Origin of the sequence: Sandaracinus amylolyticus (assembly GCF_000737325.1) — a bacterium.
Classification (GTDB): domain Bacteria; phylum Myxococcota_A; class Polyangia; order Polyangiales; family Sandaracinaceae; genus Sandaracinus; species Sandaracinus amylolyticus.
Genome location: NZ_CP011125.1, coordinates 7,734,783 through 7,755,328 on the forward strand (window position 1 = coordinate 7,734,783; position 20,546 = coordinate 7,755,328).

The following is a 20,546-nucleotide window of genomic DNA, read 5'->3' on the forward strand; positions in this document are numbered from 1 at the left end:
GGAGTGCGGGCGATCACGCGCGACGGAGCTGGACGCGAGAGCGAATCGAGTAGGCTGGCGGCGCATGGACGCTCCGCACTTCCCCGAGCGCTTCAACCTCGCCGACTACTTCCTCGATGATCGCATCCGCGAGGGCCGCGGCGCGCGCACCGCGGTGAAGGTCGGCGATCGATCGTGGACCTACGCCGAGGTGCAGTCGCTCGCGAACCGCGCGTCGCACGCGCTGCGAGATCGCGGGATCGATCTCGAGGATCGCGTGCTGATCCTGCTCTTCGACGGGATCGAGTTCGCCGCGACGTGGTTCGGGATCCTCAAGGCGGGCGCGGTGTTCTGCATGGGCAACCCGCTCGCGACCGAGGCCGACCTCGACTACCTGCTCGGCTACACACGCGCGCGCGCCGTGGTCGCCGACGCGAGCACGCTCGATCGCCTCGCGCCCGCGCTCGCGAGGCACCCGCGCTGTCGCGTGCGGTTGATCGCCGGCGACGTGAGCGAAGAGATGCAGCGCGCGGGGTTCGAGCCGCTCGATCGCGCGATGGCGAGCGCGAGCGATCGCACCGAGAACGCCGACACCTCGCGCGACGACGTCGCGGGCTGGCTCTTCACCAGCGGCACGACGGGCAAGCCGAAGGGCGCGGTGCACTTCCACCACGACTTCGCGTTCAACACCGAGCTCTATCCGAAACAGGTCCTGCAGCTGCGCGAGGACGACGTGTTCCTCAGCGTCTCGCGGCTCTTCTTCGGGTACGCGACGGGCACGAACCTGATGTTCCCGTTCCGCTTCGGCGCCACGGCGGTGTTCTTCCCCGACAAGCCGACGCCCGAGAAGCTCTTCGCGGAGATCGCGAAGCACCGCGTCACCGTGCTGTCGAACGTGCCCGCGATGATCCGCCAGATGGTCGATCACCCCGAGAGCGAGAGCGCGGATCTCTCGTCGCTGCGCATGTGCCTCTCGGCGGGCGAGGCGCTCCCGGCGCCGCTCTACGAGCGATGGCGCGGCCGCGGGTGGTGCGAGATCCTCGACGGCATCGGCAGCGCCGAGCTCTTCCACATCTACATCTCGAACTACCCCGGCGACGTGAAGCTCGGCTCGCTCGGGAAGCTCGTGCCGGGCTACGAGGCGCGCATCGTCGGCGCGGACGGACAGGACGTCGCGCCGGGTGAGATCGGGCGCCTCTGGGTGCGCGGTGACAGCGCGGCACTCTGCTACTGGGGCGACCAGGAGAAGACGAAGAGCACGTTCGTCGGCGGGGACTGGGTGGTCAGCGCGGATCTCTTCACGCGCGATGCCGACGGCTACTTCTACTACTCGGGCCGCGGCGACGACATCCTCAAGGTGCGCGGCATGTTCGTGTCGCCGCTGGAGATCGAGGACTGCCTCGCGACCCACGCGTGCGTGAAGGAGTGCGCGGTGATCGGCGCGCTCGACGAGGACGGCATGACGGTGCCGAAGGCGGTCGTCGTGCTGCGCGATGGTTGGTCACCCAACCAAGAAACGATCGCCGCGCTGCAGGAGCACGCGAAGACGCAGCTCGCGCGGTACAAGTTCCCGCGGATCGTGCGCTTCGTGGATGCGCTCCCGCGCAACGATCGCGGCAAGGTGCTGCGCCGGGAGCTGACGGATGCGTGAGACGCCGATCGAGCTCGCGGAGATGACCTTCGAGGAGGCGCGCGAGCGCATCGCCGCGGGCGCGATCGCGCTGCTGCCGACGGGCGCGACCGAGGCGCACGGGCCGCACCTGCCGCTCGCGACCGACGTCGTGATCTCGCGCGAAGCGGCGCGGCGCGCGTTCCGACTGCTCGCGCGCGAGGGTGTGCCCGCGGTCGTCCTGCCGCCGCTCGCGTACGCGGTGACGGAGTACGCGAGCGAGTTCGCGGGGACGATCTCGCTGCCCTTCGAGACCGCGAAGATGCTCGCGCGCGACGTGATCCTCGGCGCGACGCGCACGGGGCTGCGCGGCGTCGTGATCTGCAACGCGCACCTCGAGCCCGAGAACCTGCGCGCGCTGCGCGAGGCGTGCGACGAGGCGCGCGCGAACGGCGCGCGCGTCGCGTTCCCCGACGTCACGCGCAAGCCGCACGCGCTGCGCCTCGGCGAGGAGTTCAAGAGCGGCGCGTGCCACGCGGGCAGCTACGAGACGAGCCTGGTGCTCGCCGCGGATCCGTTCCTCGTGCGCACCGCGCGCGCCGAGGCGCTCGCGCCGAACCCGACGTCGCTGAGCCGCGCGATCCGCGACGGCAAGAAGACGTTCATCGAGGCGGGCGGGCCGAGCGCGTACTTCGGCGATCCCGCGGCGGCGAGCGCGGTCGAGGGCGAGCAGCTCTACGCCGAGCTCGCGGACGTCTTCGCGACCGCCGCGCGCGAGCTCGCCTCGACCTGACTCACTCGACGAGCAGCTGTCCGAGGCAGCTCTCGGGCACCGGGCCCTCGCCGCAGGGCAGCGCCTCGATCGCGGGGATGCACTCTTCGTAGAGCTCCTCGCGATCGCGGATGTCGACGACGTCGCGACACTCCTCCTCCGCGAGCGACTCGTCGAACGGCATGTCGCAGCGCGCTGCGAGCGCTCGCTCGACGTCCATGCACGCCTCGCGCGCTTCGCCCTCGTCGGTCCCGCACGCGACGAGGAGCAGCACCGCGAGGACCCCGAATGGAACTCGTGCGCTCATCGAGCCTCCTGCCGTTCCATGTGCACCACGCGCGAGCATTCCACGCGCGGCACGAAGCCTCCATCGCGCTCCGGTGGCGTCGCAGGGTGCGACGTCGATCGTGTGGCGACGCGCCACTCACGATCGCAGCGCTCGCGGTGTGGACGCGTTGGCGTCGTCGTTGCTGGATGCGCTCGCGGAATTCGCAGGAGGCGAGCATGCAGACGAGAGGAGCCTTGGTCGTGCCCGCGCTGGGCGCGATCCTGATCACGGCAGCAGCGGGCTGCGGAGGCGCACCTCCGCCGACGCGCGCACAAGCGGAAGCGGTTGCAGCGGTGCGCTCGGCGGAGGCGGTCGGCGCGCAGGAAGAGCCGCAGGCGGCGTATCACCTCGAGCTCGCGCGTGAGCAGGTGCGCTCCGCGGAGCAGCTGATCGATCGCGGGCGGACGCAGGAGGCGGGCGGCGCGCTGATGCGCGCGAAGGCCGACGCCGACCTCGCGCTCGCGCTCTCGCACGAGGCGGACACGCGCGAGCAGGCCGCGACGGTGCGCGAGCAGGTCGAGTCCCTCCAGCGCGAGCACCAGCCCTGAGCGGAGAAGAAGCGATGGACCAGATCAACCGGAAGACGATGACGGGCGCGGTCCTCGGCGGCGCGCTGCTCACGGGCGCGGCGATCGCGGGCTGCGGTGCGGCCGCGCCGACGCCGCAGCTCCAGGACGCGCGCGCGACGATGCTCGAGGCTCGAGAGAGCTCGGCCGCGCGCCTCAAGCCCGACGGTCTGCTGATCGCGCAGCGCACGCTCGAAGCGGCAGAGGCCTCGGAGGACGGCTCGCGCGCGGAGGCGCACTACGCGTACATCGCGGAGCGCCAGACGCGCGTCGCGATGGCGGAGGCGCGACAGATCGAGCTCGAGCAGCAGATGGCCGCCGATCGCGCGCGCTACGGCGCCGAGCTCGAGGAGATCGCGCGCAGCCGCGGCGCGACGCTGCAGGAGCGCGAGCGCGCGCTCGCGGAGCAGCGCGGCCTCGTCGCGCAGCAGCAGCAGCAGCTCGAGCAGAGCCAGCAGGCGCTCGCGGCGGAGCAGCAGGCGCGCATGCAGGCGGAGCAGCGCGCGCAGGAGTCGATGGATCGGCTGCGCGAGCTCGCGGCGGTGCGTCAGGAGCGCGAGGAGACGATCATCACGCTGAGCGGCGAGGTGATCTTCGAGACCGACAGCGCGAACCTGCGCGGCACCGCGCGGGAGCGCCTGCTCGCGGTGGCCGATGCGTTGCGCGCCGCGCCGGATCGCCTCGCCGTCGTCGAAGGTCACACCGACTCGCGAGGCTCGGACTCCTACAACCAGCAGCTCTCGCAGCGGCGCGCCGAGGCGGTTCGCGACTACCTGATCGCGGAAGGCGTCCCCGCGGCGCGCCTCCAGGCCGTGGGCCGCGGCGAGGCCGAGCCCGTCGACAGCAACGACAGCGCGGAGGGACGCGCGAACAACCGTCGCGTCGAGATCCACCTCCAGGCGATGCCCGGCGGCGCGCAGCAGCAGCGCTGACGCAGCGCAGCGCGAGACCACGCACGCGGCGCGGCCCTCGATCCGGGGTCCGCGCCGCGTGTGCGTGGTAGGGTGCGCGCCGCATGGCGGACCAGGATTTCCTCGTACATCTGCAGCGCGAGCTGGGCTCGCTGAAGGACCAGGGGCTCTACAAGGGCGAGCGCGTGATCACGTCCCCGCAGGACGCGATCATCCGCGTGAAGGACGGCGCCGAGGTCCTGAACTTCTGCGCGAACAACTACCTCGGTCTCGCGAACCACCCGAAGCTCGTGGAGGCCGCGGTCGACGCGCTCCCGAAGCTCGGGTTCGGCATGGCGAGCGTGCGCTTCATCTGCGGCACGCAGGACGTGCACAAGGAGCTCGAGTGGCGCCTGTCGCGCTTCCTCGGCACCGAGGACACGATCCTCTACTCGTCGTGCTTCGACGCGAACGGCGGTCTCTTCGAGGCGCTGCTCGGCGAAGAGGACGCGATCGTCTCCGACGCGCTCAACCACGCGTCGATCATCGACGGCATCCGGCTCTGCAAGGCCAAGCGCTACCGCTATGCGAACAACGACATGGCGGACCTCGAGCGCAACCTGCAGCAGGCACGCGCGGACGGCGCCAAGCGCATCCTGATCGCGACCGACGGCGTGTTCTCGATGGACGGCATCCTCGCCGACCTGAAGACGATCTGCGACCTCGCGGATCGCTACGGCGCGATGACGATGGTCGACGACTCGCACGCGGTCGGCTTCGTCGGCCCGAGCGGTCGCGGCACGCACGAGCACTGCGGCGTGCTCGGCCGCGTCGACATCCTCACGGGCACGCTGGGCAAGGCGCTCGGCGGCGCGTCCGGGGGATACACGTCGGGCCGCAAGGAGATCGTCGAGTGGCTGCGCCAGCGCTCGCGGCCGTATCTCTTCTCCAACACGCTCGCGCCGGTGATCGCGAAGACGTCGATCGCGTGCCTCGATCTCCTCGAGTCGAGCGACGATCTGCGCACGCGCCTGCGCGCGAACAGCGCGCGCTTCCGCGAGGGCATGCAGGCCGCGGGGTTCACGCTCGCGGGCGCGGGCCATCCGATCATCCCGGTGATGCTCGGTGACGCGAAGGTCGCGTCGGACATGGCGGATCGCATGATGCGCGAGGGCATCTACGTGATCGGCTTCTCGTTCCCGGTGGTGCCGCGCGGCGCGGCGCGCATCCGCACGCAGATGAGCGCGGCCCACGCGCCCGAGCACGTCGACCGCGCGATCGCGGCGTTCACGAAGATCGGTCGCGAGATGAGCCTCGTCAGCTGAGCGTCGGCGCGACCCGCGCGTGCTAGAGCCGAGCGTTCGTGCAGGACGACGTGGCACCGGCAGCGCGGCCCCGCTTCGTGGGCGCGGGCACGATCATCGCGACCGTCGTGGTGGTCGTGCTCGCGGGCGTGTCGGGCGCGCTCGCGTCGAGCACGGCGTGGCTCCCGCTGGTCGCGGTGAGCGCCGCGTACCTCGCGATCGCGACCGCGGGCATGGCGTGGGCCGAGCGCAGCGCGCCGCAGCGCCCGGCGCAGATGCTCGCGCTGCAGGTCCCGCTCGTCGTCGCGACGATCGCGCTGAGCGAAGGACGCGCGTACCTCGTCGCGATGCCGCTCGTGAGCATGGCCGTGCTCTTCCTGCGGCTGCGCCACGCGATCGCGCTGGTGGTCGCGCTCGTCGCGGTGTTCGCGGTGATCATCACGCGATCGCTCTCGCTCTCGGGCGCGGCCCAGGCGACGGTCGGGTTCGCATCGGCGTCGGGCTTCGTCGTCGTGTTCTCGCAGCTGGTGCGGCGCGAGCGGGAGGCGCGCGCCGAGGTCGAGCGCCTCCACGATCGGCTCGCCGACTACGTCACGCAGGTCGAGGAGCTCGCGACGACGAAGGAGCGCAACCGCATCGCGCGCGAGGTGCACGACGGTCTCGGGCACACGCTCACCGTCGCGAGCGTGCAGCTCCAGGCCGCGCGCACGCGCATCGAGGATCGCGAGGTCGACGAGCGGCTCGAGCGCGTGCAGCACATCCTGCGCGACGGGCTCGGCGAGCTGAGGCGATCGGTGTCGATGCTGCGCGTGTCGCCGTCGAGCCCGCAGGCGTTCGCGCGCGCGATCGCCGAGCTCGTCGAGGGCTCGGGCGCGCCCGATCTCGCGGTGGAGCTGGTGACCGAGGGCGCACCGCGCACGCTGCCGGGCGCGATCGGGTTCACGCTGTATCGCGCCGCGCAGGAGGCGCTCACGAACGTGCGCCGCCATGCGCGCGCGCACCGCGCGACGGTGCGCCTCGTGTACGAGCCCGAGCGCGTGGTGCTGAGCATCGCGGACGACGGAGTGGGCGCCGATGCGCTCTCGCTCGGGCACGGCCTCACCGGTCTGCGAGAGCGCGTCGCGATCAGTGGCGGGACCGTCGAATTCGAGACCGCCGCGGGCCGCGGCCTCACCGTGCGCGTGGAGGTGCCGGCGTGACGCGCATCCGTGTGCTCGTGGTCGACGATCAGTCGCTCTTCCGTGAAGGGCTGCGCGCCGTGCTCTCGGTCGATCCCGAGCTCGAGGTCGTCGGCGAGGCGTCGAACGGCGAGGAGGCGCTGCGTGCGTGCGAGCGCCTGCGCCCCGACGTCGTGCTGATGGACATGAAGATGCCGGTGCTCGACGGCGTGGCCGCGACGCGCCGCCTCCAGGTCCAGCAGCCGCGCTGCAAGGTCGTCGTGCTCACGACGTTCGACGACGACGAGGTGATCTTCGAGGGCCTGCGCGCGGGCGCGGTCGGCTATCTGCTGAAGGACGCGTCCACCGCGCAGCTCGGCGAGGCCATCCGCGCCGCCTCGCGCGGCGAGTCGTTCCTCGAGCCCTCGGTCGCGTCGAAGGTGATCGCCGAGCTCTCGCGCCTGCGCGCGCGCCCCGCCGCGGCGAGCACGCTCGTGACCGCGCGCGAGCTCGACGTGCTGCGCTACCTCGGGCGTGGCGCGTCGAACAAGGAGATCGCGGCGGCGCTCTTCGTCACCGAGGGCACGGTGAAGAACCACGTCACGAGCATCTTCGAGAAGCTCGGCGTCACGAGCCGCACCGAGGCCGCGATGCGCGCGAAGGAGCTCGGTCTGATTTGAGAGGTCATGGGTCACCCATGACCTTCGTTCGTGACCTTCGATGCATGGAGGCGAACCCCGCGGATCACTAGCTTCCGTGGATGAGATTCGCTGCTTCGTGGCCCGCGCTGATGATCGCGCTCGCGGGCTGTGTGTCGTCCACGCAGGTCGCGCCTCCTCCGAGCTGGATCGAGCCCGAGACGCCGCCAGCGCGCCCCGTCGATCCCGCGGACCCGATGAGCGCCGTGATGTGGACGATGGGCTACGACCTTGGCGCGTTCGACGACGTCTGGCAGTGGCTGCACGACGACGTGCCCGCGGGCCCGGAGCGCGCGCGCGCGATCGGCGCCGCCGCGATGCTCGGCCTCTCCGAGCTCGATCGCACCGAGCTCGCCGACGAAGGTCTCGCGGCGTTCGAGGAAGCGATCGCCGCGTTCCCCGACGACGATCGCCTGCCGATGTGGCACGCGTTCATCCGCTTCGCGGTCGCGCGCAACGCGCACGACGAAGCGGGCATCGAGAGCGCGCTCGAGGCGCTGCGCGTCGCAGCCGAGCGCTACCCCGAGTTCAATCTGTTCGGCTTCACGCTCTCGGTCGGCAGCTACGAGGGCGCGTCGCCCGAGCTCGTCGACGAAGCGCGCCGCGCATTCGACGAGGTGAACGTCGCGACCGCGGCGCTCCAGGTGCGCACCGATCGCCGCTCGATCACGCGCTCGCGTCGCATCTTCGACTCGCCGATCGCGCCCTTCGGCATCCCCGCGATGATGGCGATGATCGGCGACATGGCCGTGCGCGCCGGCGACCTCGACGCCGCGCGTCGCTCGTACTTCACCGCGCTGCACGCGAATTCCGCGCACCGCTGGCCGTGGCGCGACGAGGTCGATCGCCGCATGCGCGAGATCGAGGAGGTCGAAGCAGGCTTCGCCGCGCGTCCCGCGACCGAGCACTCGCTCGGCTCACAGGCGCTCGGCTCGATGGGCGTGCGCAGCGCGACGATCGATCCGCGCTTCGGCGGCCGCGTCGGCAACGGCTCGTGCACGGTGTGCCACACGCACGTCTCGTCGCTCGACGCGCCCGGCAGCGAGCCCGCGGAGATCGGCTGGATCCGCGGTCGCTACGCCGCGCTCCCGGGCGTGCCCAATCCGCTCCCGATGGGCTTCGCGCTCTCGAGCGATCCCGCTGCGCCGCCCGGAGGCTTCGCGATCGGTCCTCCGGTCGAGGTCGACGCGGGGCGCGACTACGACACACGCGACGAGCTCTTCGATCGCTCGTTCGTCGTCGCGGTTCCGCCCGGCGAGTACTTCGTCGCGCTGCAGGTCGACTCCGAAGGCACGCTCTACCAGGGCTACTCGGCGCGCGAGCTCGGCATGCAGTGGTTCGTGCGCGTCGAGCCCGGGCTCGTCACCGACATGAGCGCGTACCCCATCGTGCTCACCGAGCAGGAGGCGCGGTGATGCGCGCGCTCGTCCTCGTCGCGTCGCTGCTCGTCGCGTCGCTGCTCGTCTCGTCGACCGCGCACGCGCAGGAGCGCCCCGGTCGCAGCGCGCTCGAGATCGGCTTCGATCACGGTGTCGCGCAGCTGCGCGAGCCCGGCGAGCAGATCGAGTGGACCGGCGCGACCGCTGCCCTCGACGTCCGTCTGCACGCACCGTCGGGCTTCGGCGGGATGATCCGCGCGGGCACCACGCTCGGGAAGATCATGACCCTCGAGATCGATGCCGGCGCGACCTACCGCGCGTGGATCCATCACCGCGGCCCACGCGGCCTGCAGCTCGGCGGAGGTCTCGGCGCGTCGATGTTCTGGAACGACCTCGCGCCGATGATCGGCATCGACACGTCGCTCGCGGCCGGAGGCTTCCTCACCGTGCAGCTCGACTACCGCGAGCACGGCTTCTTCGTCGGCATCGGCTACCAGGCGCGCTGGCTCCCGCTGCGCGAGCACGGCGACGGTCTCGACACGTTCTCGTTCTCCGCGACGGCGCGCGTCGGCGGCGAGATCACGCTCTGACGATCACGCGTCGGGATCGCACGACCACCCGACCCACACCAGCGCGCGCAGCGACTCGACGAGCACGAACGCACCGCGGTGGCGACGCGACGCGTGCGCCATCACCGCGCGAATCTCGAGCCCCTCGATCGAGCGGGACGCGAGCGGGCCCTCGTCGTCGAGGAACTCGACCGTTCCCATCTGCGTCCCGGTCGCGTGCCAGATCGCGGCGCCGTGCACGGCGCCCGACGGATCGATCGAGACCTCGGGCCCGCCCGAGAGCCCGCGCTCGATGCGCTCGACGGCGCGGCCGGGACGCCGCACGAGGAGCGCCCGCTCGTCGAGCGCGAACGCCGTCGACTCGTCCCACGTCACGTCGATCATGCGCGCGCCGATCGCGCCGGCGTCGATGACGCCCGCGTCGTCGAGGCCCCACAAGCGGCTCTCCCCGACGCGCGGCGTCGCGACGATCGCGAACGACGATCGACCCAGGCCGACGCCCGCGTGCTCGGATCCGTCGAGCTCCACGCGCACGAGGTCGAGCGCGCTGCTCGCGTCGAGCACCCACGCGGTCGCGCTCGTGTCGGGCCCGCGCTCGAGCACCACGCCGATGCGCCGCTCGCGCAGCGCCATCGTGACGCGCGTTCCGAGCGGCTCGTGCAGCCCGCGCGCGAGCGGCTCACCGTCGGCGTCGAGCACGTGGATCTGCAAGTCGCTTCGCCCCGCGAGCGCGAGCGCGATCCGCGCGTCGTCGCGCGCGCCCGCGATCGGCCGCAGCAGCTCACCGTCGACCGCGATGACGCGCTCGAGCACCGGCGCGCCGCGCTCGCCGTCGACGAGCTGCAGCACCTCGGTCCCGTGGCTCGGCGCGTGCGCAGCGACCCACGTCGTCTCGCCGAATCGAATGCGCGTCGCCGCGCGCGCGTACTCGCCCGGATAGACCGCGAACGTCTCCGGCCACTCGCGCACCGGCGCGTCGCATCCCACGACGCGTGATGCATCGCGTGACGCGTCACGCGTGATTGGCGCGTCGGTGACGCTTCCGTCACGCGCGCTCACGACGTCGTGCGACAAGTAGCAACCCGCACACACGATCGACGCAGCGCATCCGACGAGCACGAAGGTGATCGCTCTCACGCGCAGCACCGTACTCGTGCGCTCTCGCGCGTTGCCACTCTTCGGAGGCACCTCATAGACTGCGCGACCCCTATGAAGATGAAAGCGTTGATCAAGGCCCGTCGCGAGCCCGGCATCTGGATGGGCGAGGCCGAGATCCCCGAGGTCGGCCCGAACGACGTGAAGATCCAGATCACGAAGACCGCGATCTGCGGGACCGACATCCACATCTACAACTGGGACGAGTGGGCCCAGAAGACGATCCCGGTCCCGATGCACGTGGGCCACGAGTACGTCGGCAAGGTCGTCGAGATCGGCTCGCACGTGCGCGGCTTCGAGGTCGGTGATCGCGTCAGCGGCGAGGGCCACATCACGTGCGGCTACTGCCGCAACTGCCGCGCGGGCAAGCGTCACCTCTGCCGCAACACCGTCGGCGTCGGCGTGAACCGCGCGGGCGCGTTCGCCGAGTACCTCGTCATCCCCGCGGTCAACGCGTTCAAGCTCCCCGATGCCGAGTCTTCCGGGGGCGGCATCGGTGACGACGTCGCCGCGTTCCTCGATCCGCTCGGCAACGCGGCGCACACCGCGCTCTCGTTCGACCTCGTCGGCGAGGACGTGCTGATCACCGGCGCGGGCCCGATCGGGTGCATGGCAGTCGCGATCGCGAAGCACGTCGGCGCGCGCCACGTCGTGATCAGCGACGTCAACGAGTACCGCCTCGACCTCGCGCGCAAGATGGGCGCGACGCGCGCGGTCGACGTGCGCAAGGAGAAGCTCGTCGACGTGATGCGCGACCTGCGCATGACCGAGGGCTTCGACGTCGGCCTCGAGATGAGCGGCAACGGGCAGGCGTTCCGCGACATGCTCACCGTGATGAACCACGGCGGTCGCGTGGCGATCCTCGGCATCCCGCCGGGCGACACCTCGATCGACTGGAACCAGGTGATCTTCAAGGGCCTGGTGATGAAGGGCATCTACGGCCGCGAGATGTTCGAGACCTGGTACAAGATGATCGCGATGCTCCAGAGCGGGCTCGACGTCACGCCGGTGCTCACGCATCGCTATCGCGTCGACGAGTACCAGGAGGCGTTCGAGATCATGCGCTCCGGTCGGTCGGGCAAGATCGTGCTCGACTGGGTCGCCTGATCGATCCCAGCGCGCGAGCATCGAGGGCGGCGCCTGCACGGGTGCCGCCCTCGTTCGTTCCGTCGCTCTCGCACGGACGCGCGCGCGATGCGCAGTCCAGGCGGCGCGGCGAGTAGCGCACGCACGGCGCGCGAGTACCATCCGCGCGCCGTGCGCCCTGCCCTCCTCGCGTTCCTCTCGCTCGTCGCGCTCACGACCGCGTGCGCGCACAACCACGCGCGCAACCAGTGCCTCGCTCATTGCGAGCGCGTGAACCAGGCGTGCGTGATCGACGCGACGACGTCGGCGGCGCTCGGGCAGTGCAGTCAGGAGGCCTCGTGGTGCGTCCAGTCCTGTCCGCGTTGATCGCGTTGCTCGCCCTCTCCGCGTGCGTGCGTCGGTTCGAGGAGCCGCGCCTCGACGAGCCCCACGCGATCGTGAAGGTGCGCGTCGTCCACCACGACAGCCCGGGCCCGCAGCTCTCGGAAGACGTGCGCTGGAACGAGTACGCGGTGGCCGTCCCCGAGCCGATGAGCGGACAGCCGCGCGAGTCGCTGCGCGCGGTCCGCGTGCGCCCCGAGCTCGCGCACTGGGCGTTCGCGACGACGTACTTCCACACGGTCACGCGCATGGAGATGCGCATCGAGTACCGCACCGAGCAGTACGCGTGCGGCACCGAGACCACGGGCTTCGGCGCGACTTCGTCGACGCGCACGCGCTACTGCACGCGGCAAGTGCCCGAGCAGCGCTGGGTGCAGGTCACCGACCGCATCGTCGACGGCGCATGCCGCGCCGGCGTCGCGCACCAGCCGATCGCGGGCGCGATGTACGTCGTCCAGTACGACTACTTCGGGAGCGATCGCTGCACGGTGCAGTGCCTTCGTCAGCTCGGCGCGGGCGACGGCAGCTTCCGCTTCGTGCCGTGCGGCGCGGGCGAGCCGCCCGCCGAGACGACGGTCGCGGGCGCCGGCGGCGCGCTGCCTCCAGTGCCGCCCGCGTATCGCTGAGGATCGTGATCGGCGCATGATGGCGGCGGGGGAGTCATGGGGGCTGCGCTCGCTCGGTTCGTGGGTCCGTTCTCGCTCGTGATCGCGCTCGGTGCATGCGATCCCGGCGTCACGCTGGGTGTCGTGTGCACGCGCAGCAGCGAGTGCCCGGCGCCGCTCGTGTGCGCGGAGTCGCGCTGCCGCGAGGAGTGCGCGGATCATCGCGACTGTCCGCTCATGGCGCGGTGCGTGAGAGGCAACGACGGCCTCGGCGCGTGCACGCTGCCCGACGACGAGTGCAGCGCGACGTCGTGCGAGGACGATCTCGTGTGCGCGGGCGGCGCGTGCGTCGATCCGTGTCGTGACGGGAGCTGCCCCGCGGGCGGCGTGTGCGACGAGGGCGTGTGCGCGCGACCCGACGCCGTCATGTCGCGCGACGCGGGCACCGACGCGACGTCCGAGCTCGACGCGAGCACGCCCGCATGGGTCACGCGTCGCGCGTGCACGTCGCGCGACGACTGCGACGAGGGCGAGCTCTGCTCTCGGATCGGCGCGAGCGCGAACGCGTGCCGCATGCCCTGCGCCGAGTCCGGCGGCACCTGCGCGCCCTCGGGCACCACGCCGTCGTCGTGCGTGCGCGTGCGCCACCCCGACGTGATGGACGGCTATGGCTGCACCATCGCGTGCGACCCGCGCACGAACGAGGGCTGTCTGCCGGGCGACGCGTGCGATCTCGTGAGCGTGCCCGACTCGTTCAGCGTGCCGATCGTCGCGCTCGAGTGCCGGCCGCTCGCGGGGGCCCGCGCGCACGGCGAGTCGTGCGCAGGCCCCGAGCCGCTCGTGTGCGCGGCGGGCACGAGCTGCACGGCATCGAGCGACGGAGCCACGTGGACGTGCATCCAGCTCTGCGCGCTCGACGGCAGCGGGCCTCCGTGCCCGAGCGGGACGGAGTGCCGCAGCGATCCCGAGCGCATCGTCCGCTTCGGCTCGACCGTGATCGGCCGGTGTCTGCCCGAGTGATCACACCGCGAGCGCGCGCGCTGCGATCGACGGCATCGACGCGCGCGCGAGCGTCTCGTTCACGAGCGCGAACCACACGAGCGCCGGCGCGACGACGGCCTTCTGCGTGAGCCCGACCCAGAGCGGCGCCTCGGGAAGCGCCACGCGCAGGTACACCTCGGCGGCGATCAGCAGCACGAGCGCGATCGCGCCGCAGACGCGCCCGGCCTGCACCGCGGGCGCCCACTCGGGCGCGCGCGAGCGACGGAGCTCCCACCACGTCAGCCCGATCAGCGCGAAGAGCACGTTCGGCAGGACGTCGTGCGCGCGACCGACCCAGGTGCACGGCTCGATGCGCGAAGGATCTCTGCACGTGCTCGCGTTGATCGCGCCACGGAAGTCCCGGAGGTCGGTCGGCAGCAGCGCGAGCAGCACGAACAGGATCGCGATGCCCGCGACGGCACGCGCCGCTCGCGCGCGCTCGGTGCGATGCATGGCGCGCGCGCTGAGCGCGCAGGCGAGACCGAGCATCAGGAACACGCTCGTCATCGCCGGGCCGAAGTCGGTGCGCGCGAGCTCGCTGAGGAAGTTGAGCCGACCGTCGTACGCGAGCGTCGCGCCGGTCGAGGCGATCAGCGTCGCGTCCGCGAGGTGCAGCGCGACGACGGTGACGAACGAAGCGACGATCAGCGCCTGGCTCGTGCGCGCGAGCGTCGAGGTCGAGAGTGTGCTCATGCCGCGCGGCTCAGCAGCGCTCGTGCCTCGCGCGAAGCGCTGGATTCGCGGCGGCTCCGACGTTCGCGACGCGTCGGCCGAGTACATCGGATGTACGTCGACGTACATCCCGTGTACTCGACGCGCGCTCCGGCGAGGGCTCAGCGCGACATCTGGATCGGGTTCACGTCGATCACGAGCGCGTCGCTCGGACGGATCGTCAGCGTGAGCGTCGCGGGGCGATATCCGGTGCTCATGCCGGCGCCCGGGTACGACCCACGCGGCACGCCACGCAGCTCGTAGAACCCGTTCGCGTCGGTGCGCGCGCTCGCGACGAGGCGCGACTGGAACTGCGCGTCGGTGAGGCGCCCCGCGAGGAAGAGCGCGACGTGCTGCTGCAGGTCCACGCCGGGCTGCCCGATCAGCACCATGCCCTGCACCGGCATGCCGCTGCGCGCGTCGACCATCCGCCCACGCACCATCACCGAGCCCGGCGGCATCACCTGCGGCTGCGGCGCGCCGTACGGCTGCGCACCGACGCGCGGCTGCAGCACGCCCGAGTACGGCTGCGCGCCGTACGGCTGCGCGCCCGCGTACGGCTGCGCGACCGGCCGCTCGAGGCGCACGCGGAGCTGCACCGTCGAGCCGTCGTCGGCGCGCGGCACGAGCACCGCGAGGAGCGACCCCGGCGGATCGGTCGGGAGCACCGCGAGCGCGCCCTCGGCCTCGCGCAGCGGTCGACCGTTCGGCGCGATCAGCCCGATCGGGAAGCGCGGCGCGACGGTGATCTGGAGCGGGCGATCGGGCGGCAGCGTGTAGTAGTGGACCTCGGGCGCGTCGAGCGCGGCGCCGTCGCCCACGCTCTCGTCGGTGTGCTCGAGGCCCGCGGTCAGCGCGAGCAGGCCGCCGATGCGCACGTCTTCGATCGGTCCGCGCGCGAGCGCCTCGCGCCACTCGCTCGGCACACGCTCGACCGGCCGCGCGACCTCGATCGGCTCGAGCGTGTCGCTGCCGCTCACGACGGCGGTGGGCACCGCGACGATGCGCCCCGCGCGGTCGACGAGCATCCCGCCCGAGTTGCCCGGGTTGAACTCCGCGTCGCTGCGGATCCACGCGACCTCGCCGCGCGTGTTCATCTGGAACCCGGTGATGTGCCCGCCCGTGACGTTGATGGTGCGGACGCCGAGCGGGAAGCCGAAGCACCACAGGCTCGCGCCCGGACGCAGACCCGTCGTGGGCGCCATCTCCATCGAAGGGAACGTGGTGCCCTCGGGCACCGGCGAGCCGTCCGCCTGCGCGACGATGCGAACGAGCGCGAGGTCGAGCCGCACGTCGGCGCGCACCACGCGCCCGATCCATCGCGTGCGCGCGGTGTCGCGATCGGAATTGACCGTCGCGATCTGCACGTGCTGCCCGTCGCCGAGGAGCTGCCCCGGCGCGCCGCCGCTGCCGTGGCGCACGAACCCCACGACGTGGAAGTTCGTGAGCACGTAGCCGCGCGGATCGATGAGCGTGCCCGAGCCGGTCGACGACCCGCCGGGCAGGTCGACCTGGATGCGCACGGCTGCGCGCACCGCGCGCTCGGTCACTTCGTCCGAGAGGTCCTGAGCGCGCGCTGGGCTCGTCGAGACGAGCTGGAGGGCGAGGAGCGCGAGAGCGGCGATCGAAGCGCTGCGCATGCCGTGGGGACTAGACTGGCTCGCCCCCGAGATCGATTCAACCGCGCGGCGTCTTCGCGGACCACGCGTCGATCGTCGCGAGCACCATCGGGAACCACACCGTCGTCGACAAGTAGGTCGAGGTCACGCCGATGATCGCGAGGTACGCGACCGAGCGCAGCCCGGCGTGGTGCGTGAGCACGAGCGCCGCGAAGCCGAGCAGGTTCGTCGCGGACGCGAGCAGGTTCGCCATCGTGGTGTGGCGCAGCACGATCGGGATCGAGCCGGGCCCACCTTCGCGCCACCGGTGATAGACGTGGATCGCGTTGTCGAGCGAGATGCTCACGCACACCGGGAGGATCGCGGCGTTCATGAAGTTGAGCTGCACGCCCGCGAGCCAGAGCCCGACCGCCATCGCGACGACGCCGAGCAGCACCGAGCTCAGCACCGCGGCCGCGGCGAAGGGCCGGCGGAAGTCGAGCAGCAGCACGACGAACACCGCGAGCACGGTGCCGATCACGAGGAAGCGTCCGTCGTGCGCGATGCGCTCGAAGATCTCGCCGGCGATCCAGTTCTCGCTGAGCATCGGCGCGTCGACGCCCGCACGCACGAACGCCGCCGCGATCTCGCGCGCCTGCGCGGCCCACGCGACGAGCACGCCGGTGTCGGCGTCGTCGGTCTCCGCGGCGCGCACGTGCACGATCGATCCGTGATCGTCCGACGTGAGCAGGTGACCGACCACCGAGTACGGCATCTCGTCGAGCGAGAACGGGCGCGCGCGCTCGACCAGCGCGAGCCCTTCTTCGAGCCGCGCGCGGCCCGCGTCGTCGAGCATCGCGGGGCGGATGCGGCGCAGCTGCGCGCCGAGATCCTGCGCGAGCGCCGCGCGCCGCGCCTGCGCCTCGGGCGACGGGAACACGTCGGCGAGCGTCGCGACGTCGACCACGTCGAACGGCTCTCCGCGCGCGGTGCGCGCCGCGCGCACCGAGTCGATCACCTCTTCGACGCGCGGAAGATCGGCGTCGTCGGGCACCCACAGCACGGCCGCGTTGAAGCGCCCGGAGAGCTGGTGCCGCAGGTACTCGCCGAAGCGCGTCGCGTCGCTGTCGCCCGCCAGCAAGCGCCAGTTGCCGTCGAAGCGCACGTCGCCGCGCGCGATCAGCGTCGCGCCCACGATCGCCGCGATCGGGACCGCGATCACCACGATCCACCGCAGCGCGGCGGGCACACGCAGCGGCGGTTTCGTGTCGTCCGGGGCCGCGCGCATCTTCATCGGCGCGATGCGCTCGAAGAGCACGAGCAGCGCGGGCATGCCGAGCAGCGTCGCGACGAGCGTGAGCAGGAGCCCGATCGACGCGATGAGCCCGAACTCGCTGAACCCGCGGAACTGGGCGGCCGCGATCACCGCGAACACGCCCGCGTTCGTCATCGAGCCCGAGAGCAGCGCGCGTCCGGTCGTCGACACGAGCTTCTCGATCGCGCGATCGAGCGGGAGCCCTTCTTCGCGCAGCTCGCGATAGCGGTGCAGCAGGTGGATCCCGTACTCGATGCCGAGGCCCGAGAGGATCGAGAAGAGGAACCCGCTGATGATGTTGAGGTGCCCGACCGCGAGGCGCGCGAACGCGAACGTCCACAAGAGCCCGGTGAAGAGCGGCACCGCGAGCAGCACGATCGCGCGCGGCGCGCGCAGCGCCGCGACGATCAAGAGGATCACCCCGAGGAACCCGACCGCGCCGGCGATCTGCAGATCGGACACGAGCGCGCGCTCGTCCTCGACGCGGCTCGGGATGCCGCCCGCGTAGCGCACCTCGAGGTCGCGCGGAAAGCGCTCGCCGTCGCGCAGTCGATCCGCGACCGCGCGCACGCGCGCCCACGCCTGGCGCCCGAACTCGAGATCGCCGGTGTTGCCCGAGAAGAAGGCCCACACCGCGAGATAACGGCCGTCGCGCGTCTCGACCCACTCGCGACGACCGAGGCGCTCCTCGCCGCGATCGACCTCCGCGAGCAGCTCGCTCGTGTCCTCCTCGTCCGCGTCCTCGTCGTCGAGCCCGAGGTCGAACCCCGAGCGGCGCATCGTCTCGCGATCGATCGCCTCCTCGGCGCGCGCGATCAGATCCTCGAGCTCGCGCTCGGGCACGAAGAGCAGCTGACGCTGGCGGAACCACTCGGTGTCGACGTGCCCGCCGATGCCCTGGATGCCCTCGTCGCGCTCGAGCTCCTCGATCATCGCGCGGCCGAAGCGCTCGGCGAGCTCGCGATCCTCGGTCGAGATCGCGATCACCACGTCGCTCGCGCCGCGCGCGTGACGCAGCACTTGATCGAGCTGTCGCACCGGCAGCTCGTCGTCGGGCAGCAGATCGAGGAACGACGCGCTCACGTCGAGGCGCATCGAGAGCCACCCCGCCGGGATCAGCGAGAGCAGCAGCGCGATCACCACCGCGCCCGCGTGCCGGCTCACGAACCGACCGAGCGCACCCAGCGCGCGCTCGAGCCGCGGCTCCTTCTGCTCGCTCACGAGGGAGCGCTCACCACCGCGGCGTCGCGACGCCACATCGCGAGCGCGAGCATGCCCGAGCCGGCGATCACGAACTGCGCGACACGCGCGAGCAGCGCGATCGAGATCGCGCGCGCGGGATCGTGCGCGAGCCCGACCGCGTCCGCGAAGATGCGATACGCGCCCTCGAGGATGCCGATCTGGTTGGGCACGAAGTCTCCGAAGCCCGCGCCGACGAGGTGCACGCCGAGCGCGACGAGCGTCCCACCGAGCGTCACGCTCGCGCCGATCGCGGCGAGCAACGACGCGTACATCCCGATCTGCACGATGCGCGCGGCGCAGCACCACGCGGTCGCGACGATCAGATCACGGCGCGGCGCGACCACCGCGTCGTCGAGCTCCGCGCCCATCTTCGCGAGGCGCGGGAAGCGCGTGCCGAGCCACGTCCCGACGCGCGAACGCCGCACGATCAAGAGCGTGAACGCGCCCGCGATCCCGGTGCCGATCCCGTTCAGCGCGAGGAGCCACGCGAGCGGATGATCGACGCCGACCGTGCTCGAGACCGCGATCCAGCACGGCACCGAGATCACGAGGTTCGCGATCAGCACCCCACCCTGCACGTTCGCCGCGGCGGCCGCGGCGCGACCTCCACCGACCCACGGCGCGAACGACGCGGCGCGCGCGACCTCCGCGCCCGCACGACCGAGCGGCGCGATCGCGAGCACGCAGTAGTAGAGGAACGAGCTGCGCACGAAGCGCGACCACGGGATCTCGGTGCGTCGCGGGCCGAGCACCGCGCGGTGCGCCATCGCCTCGCACGCGAAGAACCCGAGATCGAACGCGATCACGAGCGGCATCCACGCCGCCGCGCCGATCACGGTCTCGAGCACGCGCTCGGGGCCCGCGCCGCGGATCAGGACCACGAGCATCGCGATGCCCGCGATCAAGAAGAGCGCGCGCAGCGCGCGCTTCCACGTCTCGGAACGAGCCGGCGCCTCCGGAGCCACTGCTGCTGCCTCCGAAGGCACCGACGATCCGATCAGCCCGCGGCGCCCGCGACCTTCGGCAGGCGACGCGACGCGATGCGGAGACGCTCCGCCGCGAGGCGGACGACGCTCGCGCCGTTCTCGACGGGCGCTTCGCTCGCGGCCTCGGGCATCGCGTGCGTCGTCGTCTCCGGCACGACCGCGGCGGGACGCTCGCGCATCAGGCCCTGCCACATCGGCTGCGCCGGGCGATCACCACGGCCCGAGAGCTCGAACGGGCTCTCGAGGTACGCCTCGCGCGAGGTGAGCGACTCGAGCTTCTCCCACATCGCGCGGTGACGCGCGCGCGGGTCGGTGCGCTTGTAGCAGAAGCCCTGGAACTGCATCGCGCGACGCAGCATCTCGGTGGCGAGCGGCGAGCCGTGCTTGCTCGTGAAGTAGAGGAAGCCGCGCTGCGCCTCGAGCCAGAGATCGGGCGAGGGCGCGGTGCTGCCGCCGCCCACGTGCACGACCGGCTCAGGCACGAGCTCGAGGTGATAGCCCGCGCGCTGCGCGCGGACGCACCAGTCGTACTCCTCGTTGTAGAGGAAGAAGTTCTCGTCGAACGCGCCGATCTCGCGCAGCACGTCGCGCCTCGTCATGAAGCACGCGCCGTTGAGCAGCGGGACGCGCGAGACGTTGCGGACGCGGAGCCAGTTCGGCCAGTAGAACGCGCCGAAGGGCCAGCCGAAGAGGTGCTGACGCGTGCCGTCCTCGTTGTGCAGGATCGGCGCGACCGCGGCGACCGAGCGATCCGCCGCGAGGCGGCCGATCATCGCGTCGAGCGCGGCCTTGCTCACGAAGAGATCGGAGTTGAGCAGCAGGATGTACTCGCCGCTCGCCTGCTCGAGCCCGCGGTTCACCGCGTGCGCGAAGCCGTGGTTCTCGTAGCGGTGGAGCGAGACGTCGGGGAACTCGTCCCGGACCATCTCTGGAGATCCGTCGCGCGACCGACCGTCGACGACGATGACCTCCGCCTCTGGAGCCGCCACCTGCAACGTGCGGAGGGTGCGTCGAAGAAGCGCCCGCGCGTTGTACGAAGGAATGACGATGCTCAGGTGCCGCATCTCGCTCATACGGTGGGAGCGCTCCGTCGCTCGGAGAGTTGCGTTAAGCGACTCGGTTGGGCCGAGGGTTAGCACGGTGGAAGTCCTGCGCCGCCATTTCTTGCCGGGCGG

20 protein-coding genes are annotated in these 20,546 nt (G+C 71.7%); 13 read left to right on the plus strand and 7 right to left on the minus strand.

Going from position 1 to position 20,546, the window contains the following annotated elements; all coding sequences use genetic code 11:
• The first annotated feature begins 64 nt into the window (after nt 1-64).
• A complete protein-coding gene (locus tag DB32_RS32640; RefSeq protein ID WP_053236566.1) occupies nt 65-1,630 on the plus strand; it encodes a benzoate-CoA ligase family protein in 1,566 nt (521 codons plus the stop codon).
• The gene (locus DB32_RS32645; RefSeq protein ID WP_053236567.1) at nt 1,623-2,381 is read left to right on the plus strand and encodes a creatininase family protein; all 759 of its coding nucleotides are present in this window, start codon (nt 1,623-1,625) and stop codon (nt 2,379-2,381) included. The genes DB32_RS32640 and DB32_RS32645 overlap by 8 nt, the downstream gene beginning before the upstream one ends.
• A 1-nt stretch (nt 2,382) precedes the next feature.
• Here the strand turns inward: DB32_RS32645 and DB32_RS32650 are convergent, their stop codons facing one another.
• On the minus strand, nt 2,383-2,667 hold the full coding sequence (locus tag DB32_RS32650) for a hypothetical protein (protein WP_157069651.1): 285 nt from the start codon (nt 2,665-2,667) through the stop codon (nt 2,383-2,385).
• A gap of 197 nt (nt 2,668-2,864) precedes the next feature.
• Between DB32_RS32650 and DB32_RS48680 the strand changes: the two genes are divergently transcribed.
• The 7 genes from DB32_RS48680 to DB32_RS32685 all read left to right on the plus strand — a co-directional run bounded on the left by DB32_RS48680 (nt 2,865) and on the right by DB32_RS32685 (nt 9,272).
• Nucleotides 2,865-3,236 carry a DUF4398 domain-containing protein gene (locus DB32_RS48680; protein WP_169791629.1) on the plus strand — a complete coding sequence of 124 codons (372 nt, stop codon included), beginning with the start codon at nt 2,865-2,867 and terminating at the stop codon, nt 3,234-3,236.
• Between the two features lie 14 nt (nt 3,237-3,250).
• Nucleotides 3,251-4,186 carry an OmpA family protein gene (locus tag DB32_RS32660; RefSeq protein WP_053236570.1) on the plus strand — a complete coding sequence of 312 codons (936 nt, stop codon included), beginning with the start codon at nt 3,251-3,253 and terminating at the stop codon, nt 4,184-4,186.
• Between the two features lie 83 nt (nt 4,187-4,269).
• Entirely contained in the window at nt 4,270-5,469 is a 1,200-nt protein-coding gene (locus DB32_RS32665) for a glycine C-acetyltransferase (RefSeq protein ID WP_053236571.1), read from the plus strand.
• A 38-nt stretch (nt 5,470-5,507) separates the two neighbouring features.
• On the plus strand, nt 5,508-6,647 hold the full coding sequence (locus DB32_RS32670) for a sensor histidine kinase (protein ID WP_157069652.1): 1,140 nt from the start codon (nt 5,508-5,510) through the stop codon (nt 6,645-6,647).
• Nucleotides 6,644-7,285, plus strand: a complete 642-nt coding sequence (locus DB32_RS32675) for a response regulator (protein ID WP_053236573.1) — start codon at nt 6,644-6,646, stop codon at nt 7,283-7,285. The genes DB32_RS32670 and DB32_RS32675 overlap by 4 nt, the downstream gene beginning before the upstream one ends.
• 80 nt (nt 7,286-7,365) lie before the next feature.
• Nucleotides 7,366-8,718: a hypothetical protein gene (locus tag DB32_RS32680; protein WP_157069653.1), complete on the plus strand. Its 1,353-nt coding sequence runs from the start codon at nt 7,366-7,368 to the stop codon at nt 8,716-8,718.
• Nucleotides 8,718-9,272, plus strand: a complete 555-nt coding sequence (locus DB32_RS32685; protein WP_053236575.1) for a hypothetical protein — start codon at nt 8,718-8,720, stop codon at nt 9,270-9,272. Before DB32_RS32680 ends, DB32_RS32685 begins: the two co-directional genes overlap by 1 nt.
• Before the next feature lie 3 nt (nt 9,273-9,275).
• Here DB32_RS32685 and DB32_RS32690 read toward each other — a convergent pair whose 3' ends face one another.
• Entirely contained in the window at nt 9,276-10,388 is a 1,113-nt protein-coding gene (locus tag DB32_RS32690; RefSeq protein WP_157069654.1) for a hypothetical protein, read from the minus strand.
• A gap of 78 nt (nt 10,389-10,466) precedes the next feature.
• Between DB32_RS32690 and tdh the strand changes: the two genes are divergently transcribed.
• The 4 genes from tdh to DB32_RS32710 all read left to right on the plus strand — a co-directional run bounded on the left by tdh (nt 10,467) and on the right by DB32_RS32710 (nt 13,498).
• Nucleotides 10,467-11,513, plus strand: a complete 1,047-nt coding sequence (gene tdh / locus DB32_RS32695) for an L-threonine 3-dehydrogenase (protein WP_205627171.1) — start codon at nt 10,467-10,469, stop codon at nt 11,511-11,513.
• A gap of 150 nt (nt 11,514-11,663) precedes the next feature.
• Nucleotides 11,664-11,858, plus strand: coding sequence for a hypothetical protein (locus tag DB32_RS32700; protein ID WP_157069655.1), 195 nt, complete (start codon nt 11,664-11,666; stop codon nt 11,856-11,858).
• Nucleotides 11,834-12,499 (plus strand): hypothetical protein, encoded by a 666-nt coding sequence (locus DB32_RS32705; protein WP_157069656.1) that lies wholly within the window; start codon nt 11,834-11,836, stop codon nt 12,497-12,499. Before DB32_RS32700 ends, DB32_RS32705 begins: the two co-directional genes overlap by 25 nt.
• 60 nt (nt 12,500-12,559) lie before the next feature.
• Nucleotides 12,560-13,498, plus strand: coding sequence for a hypothetical protein (locus DB32_RS32710; RefSeq protein ID WP_053236580.1), 939 nt, complete (start codon nt 12,560-12,562; stop codon nt 13,496-13,498).
• Here DB32_RS32710 and DB32_RS32715 read toward each other — a convergent pair whose 3' ends face one another.
• The 5 genes from DB32_RS32715 to DB32_RS32735 all read right to left on the minus strand — a co-directional run bounded on the left by DB32_RS32715 (nt 13,499) and on the right by DB32_RS32735 (nt 20,444).
• Nucleotides 13,499-14,212, minus strand: coding sequence for a DUF998 domain-containing protein (locus DB32_RS32715; protein ID WP_169791630.1), 714 nt, complete (start codon nt 14,210-14,212; stop codon nt 13,499-13,501).
• Between the two features lie 140 nt (nt 14,213-14,352).
• Nucleotides 14,353-15,870 (minus strand): trypsin-like peptidase domain-containing protein, encoded by a 1,518-nt coding sequence (locus DB32_RS32720; protein WP_053236582.1) that lies wholly within the window; start codon nt 15,868-15,870, stop codon nt 14,353-14,355.
• 37 nt (nt 15,871-15,907) lie between these two features.
• Nucleotides 15,908-18,364, minus strand: a complete 2,457-nt coding sequence (locus tag DB32_RS32725) for an efflux RND transporter permease subunit (protein WP_157069657.1) — start codon at nt 18,362-18,364, stop codon at nt 15,908-15,910.
• A complete protein-coding gene (locus tag DB32_RS32730; RefSeq protein ID WP_053236584.1) occupies nt 18,361-19,350 on the minus strand; it encodes a lysylphosphatidylglycerol synthase domain-containing protein in 990 nt (329 codons plus the stop codon). The genes DB32_RS32725 and DB32_RS32730 overlap by 4 nt, the downstream gene beginning before the upstream one ends.
• A gap of 32 nt (nt 19,351-19,382) precedes the next feature.
• Nucleotides 19,383-20,444, minus strand: coding sequence for a glycosyltransferase family 2 protein (locus tag DB32_RS32735; protein WP_053236585.1), 1,062 nt, complete (start codon nt 20,442-20,444; stop codon nt 19,383-19,385).
• Nucleotides 20,445-20,546: the final 102 nt, after the last annotated feature.

Coding starts and splice junctions, on each gene's coding strand:
- DB32_RS32680 (WP_157069653.1), top strand. CDS start 7,366: ATGAGATTCGCTGCTTCGTGGCCCGCGCTGATGATCGCGCTCGCGGGC.
- DB32_RS32660 (WP_053236570.1), top strand. CDS start 3,251: ATGGACCAGATCAACCGGAAGACGATGACGGGCGCGGTCCTCGGCGGC.
- DB32_RS32665 (WP_053236571.1), top strand. CDS start 4,270: ATGGCGGACCAGGATTTCCTCGTACATCTGCAGCGCGAGCTGGGCTCG.
- DB32_RS32720 (WP_053236582.1), bottom strand. CDS start 15,870: ATGCGCAGCGCTTCGATCGCCGCTCTCGCGCTCCTCGCCCTCCAGCTC.
- DB32_RS32685 (WP_053236575.1), top strand. CDS start 8,718: ATGCGCGCGCTCGTCCTCGTCGCGTCGCTGCTCGTCGCGTCGCTGCTC.
- DB32_RS48680 (WP_169791629.1), top strand. CDS start 2,865: ATGCAGACGAGAGGAGCCTTGGTCGTGCCCGCGCTGGGCGCGATCCTG.
- DB32_RS32715 (WP_169791630.1), bottom strand. CDS start 14,212: ATGAGCACACTCTCGACCTCGACGCTCGCGCGCACGAGCCAGGCGCTG.
- tdh (WP_205627171.1), top strand. CDS start 10,467: ATGAAAGCGTTGATCAAGGCCCGTCGCGAGCCCGGCATCTGGATGGGC.
- DB32_RS32650 (WP_157069651.1), bottom strand. CDS start 2,667: ATGAGCGCACGAGTTCCATTCGGGGTCCTCGCGGTGCTGCTCCTCGTC.
- DB32_RS32735 (WP_053236585.1), bottom strand. CDS start 20,444: ATGAGCGAGATGCGGCACCTGAGCATCGTCATTCCTTCGTACAACGCG.
- DB32_RS32640 (WP_053236566.1), top strand. CDS start 65: ATGGACGCTCCGCACTTCCCCGAGCGCTTCAACCTCGCCGACTACTTC.
- DB32_RS32645 (WP_053236567.1), top strand. CDS start 1,623: ATGCGTGAGACGCCGATCGAGCTCGCGGAGATGACCTTCGAGGAGGCG.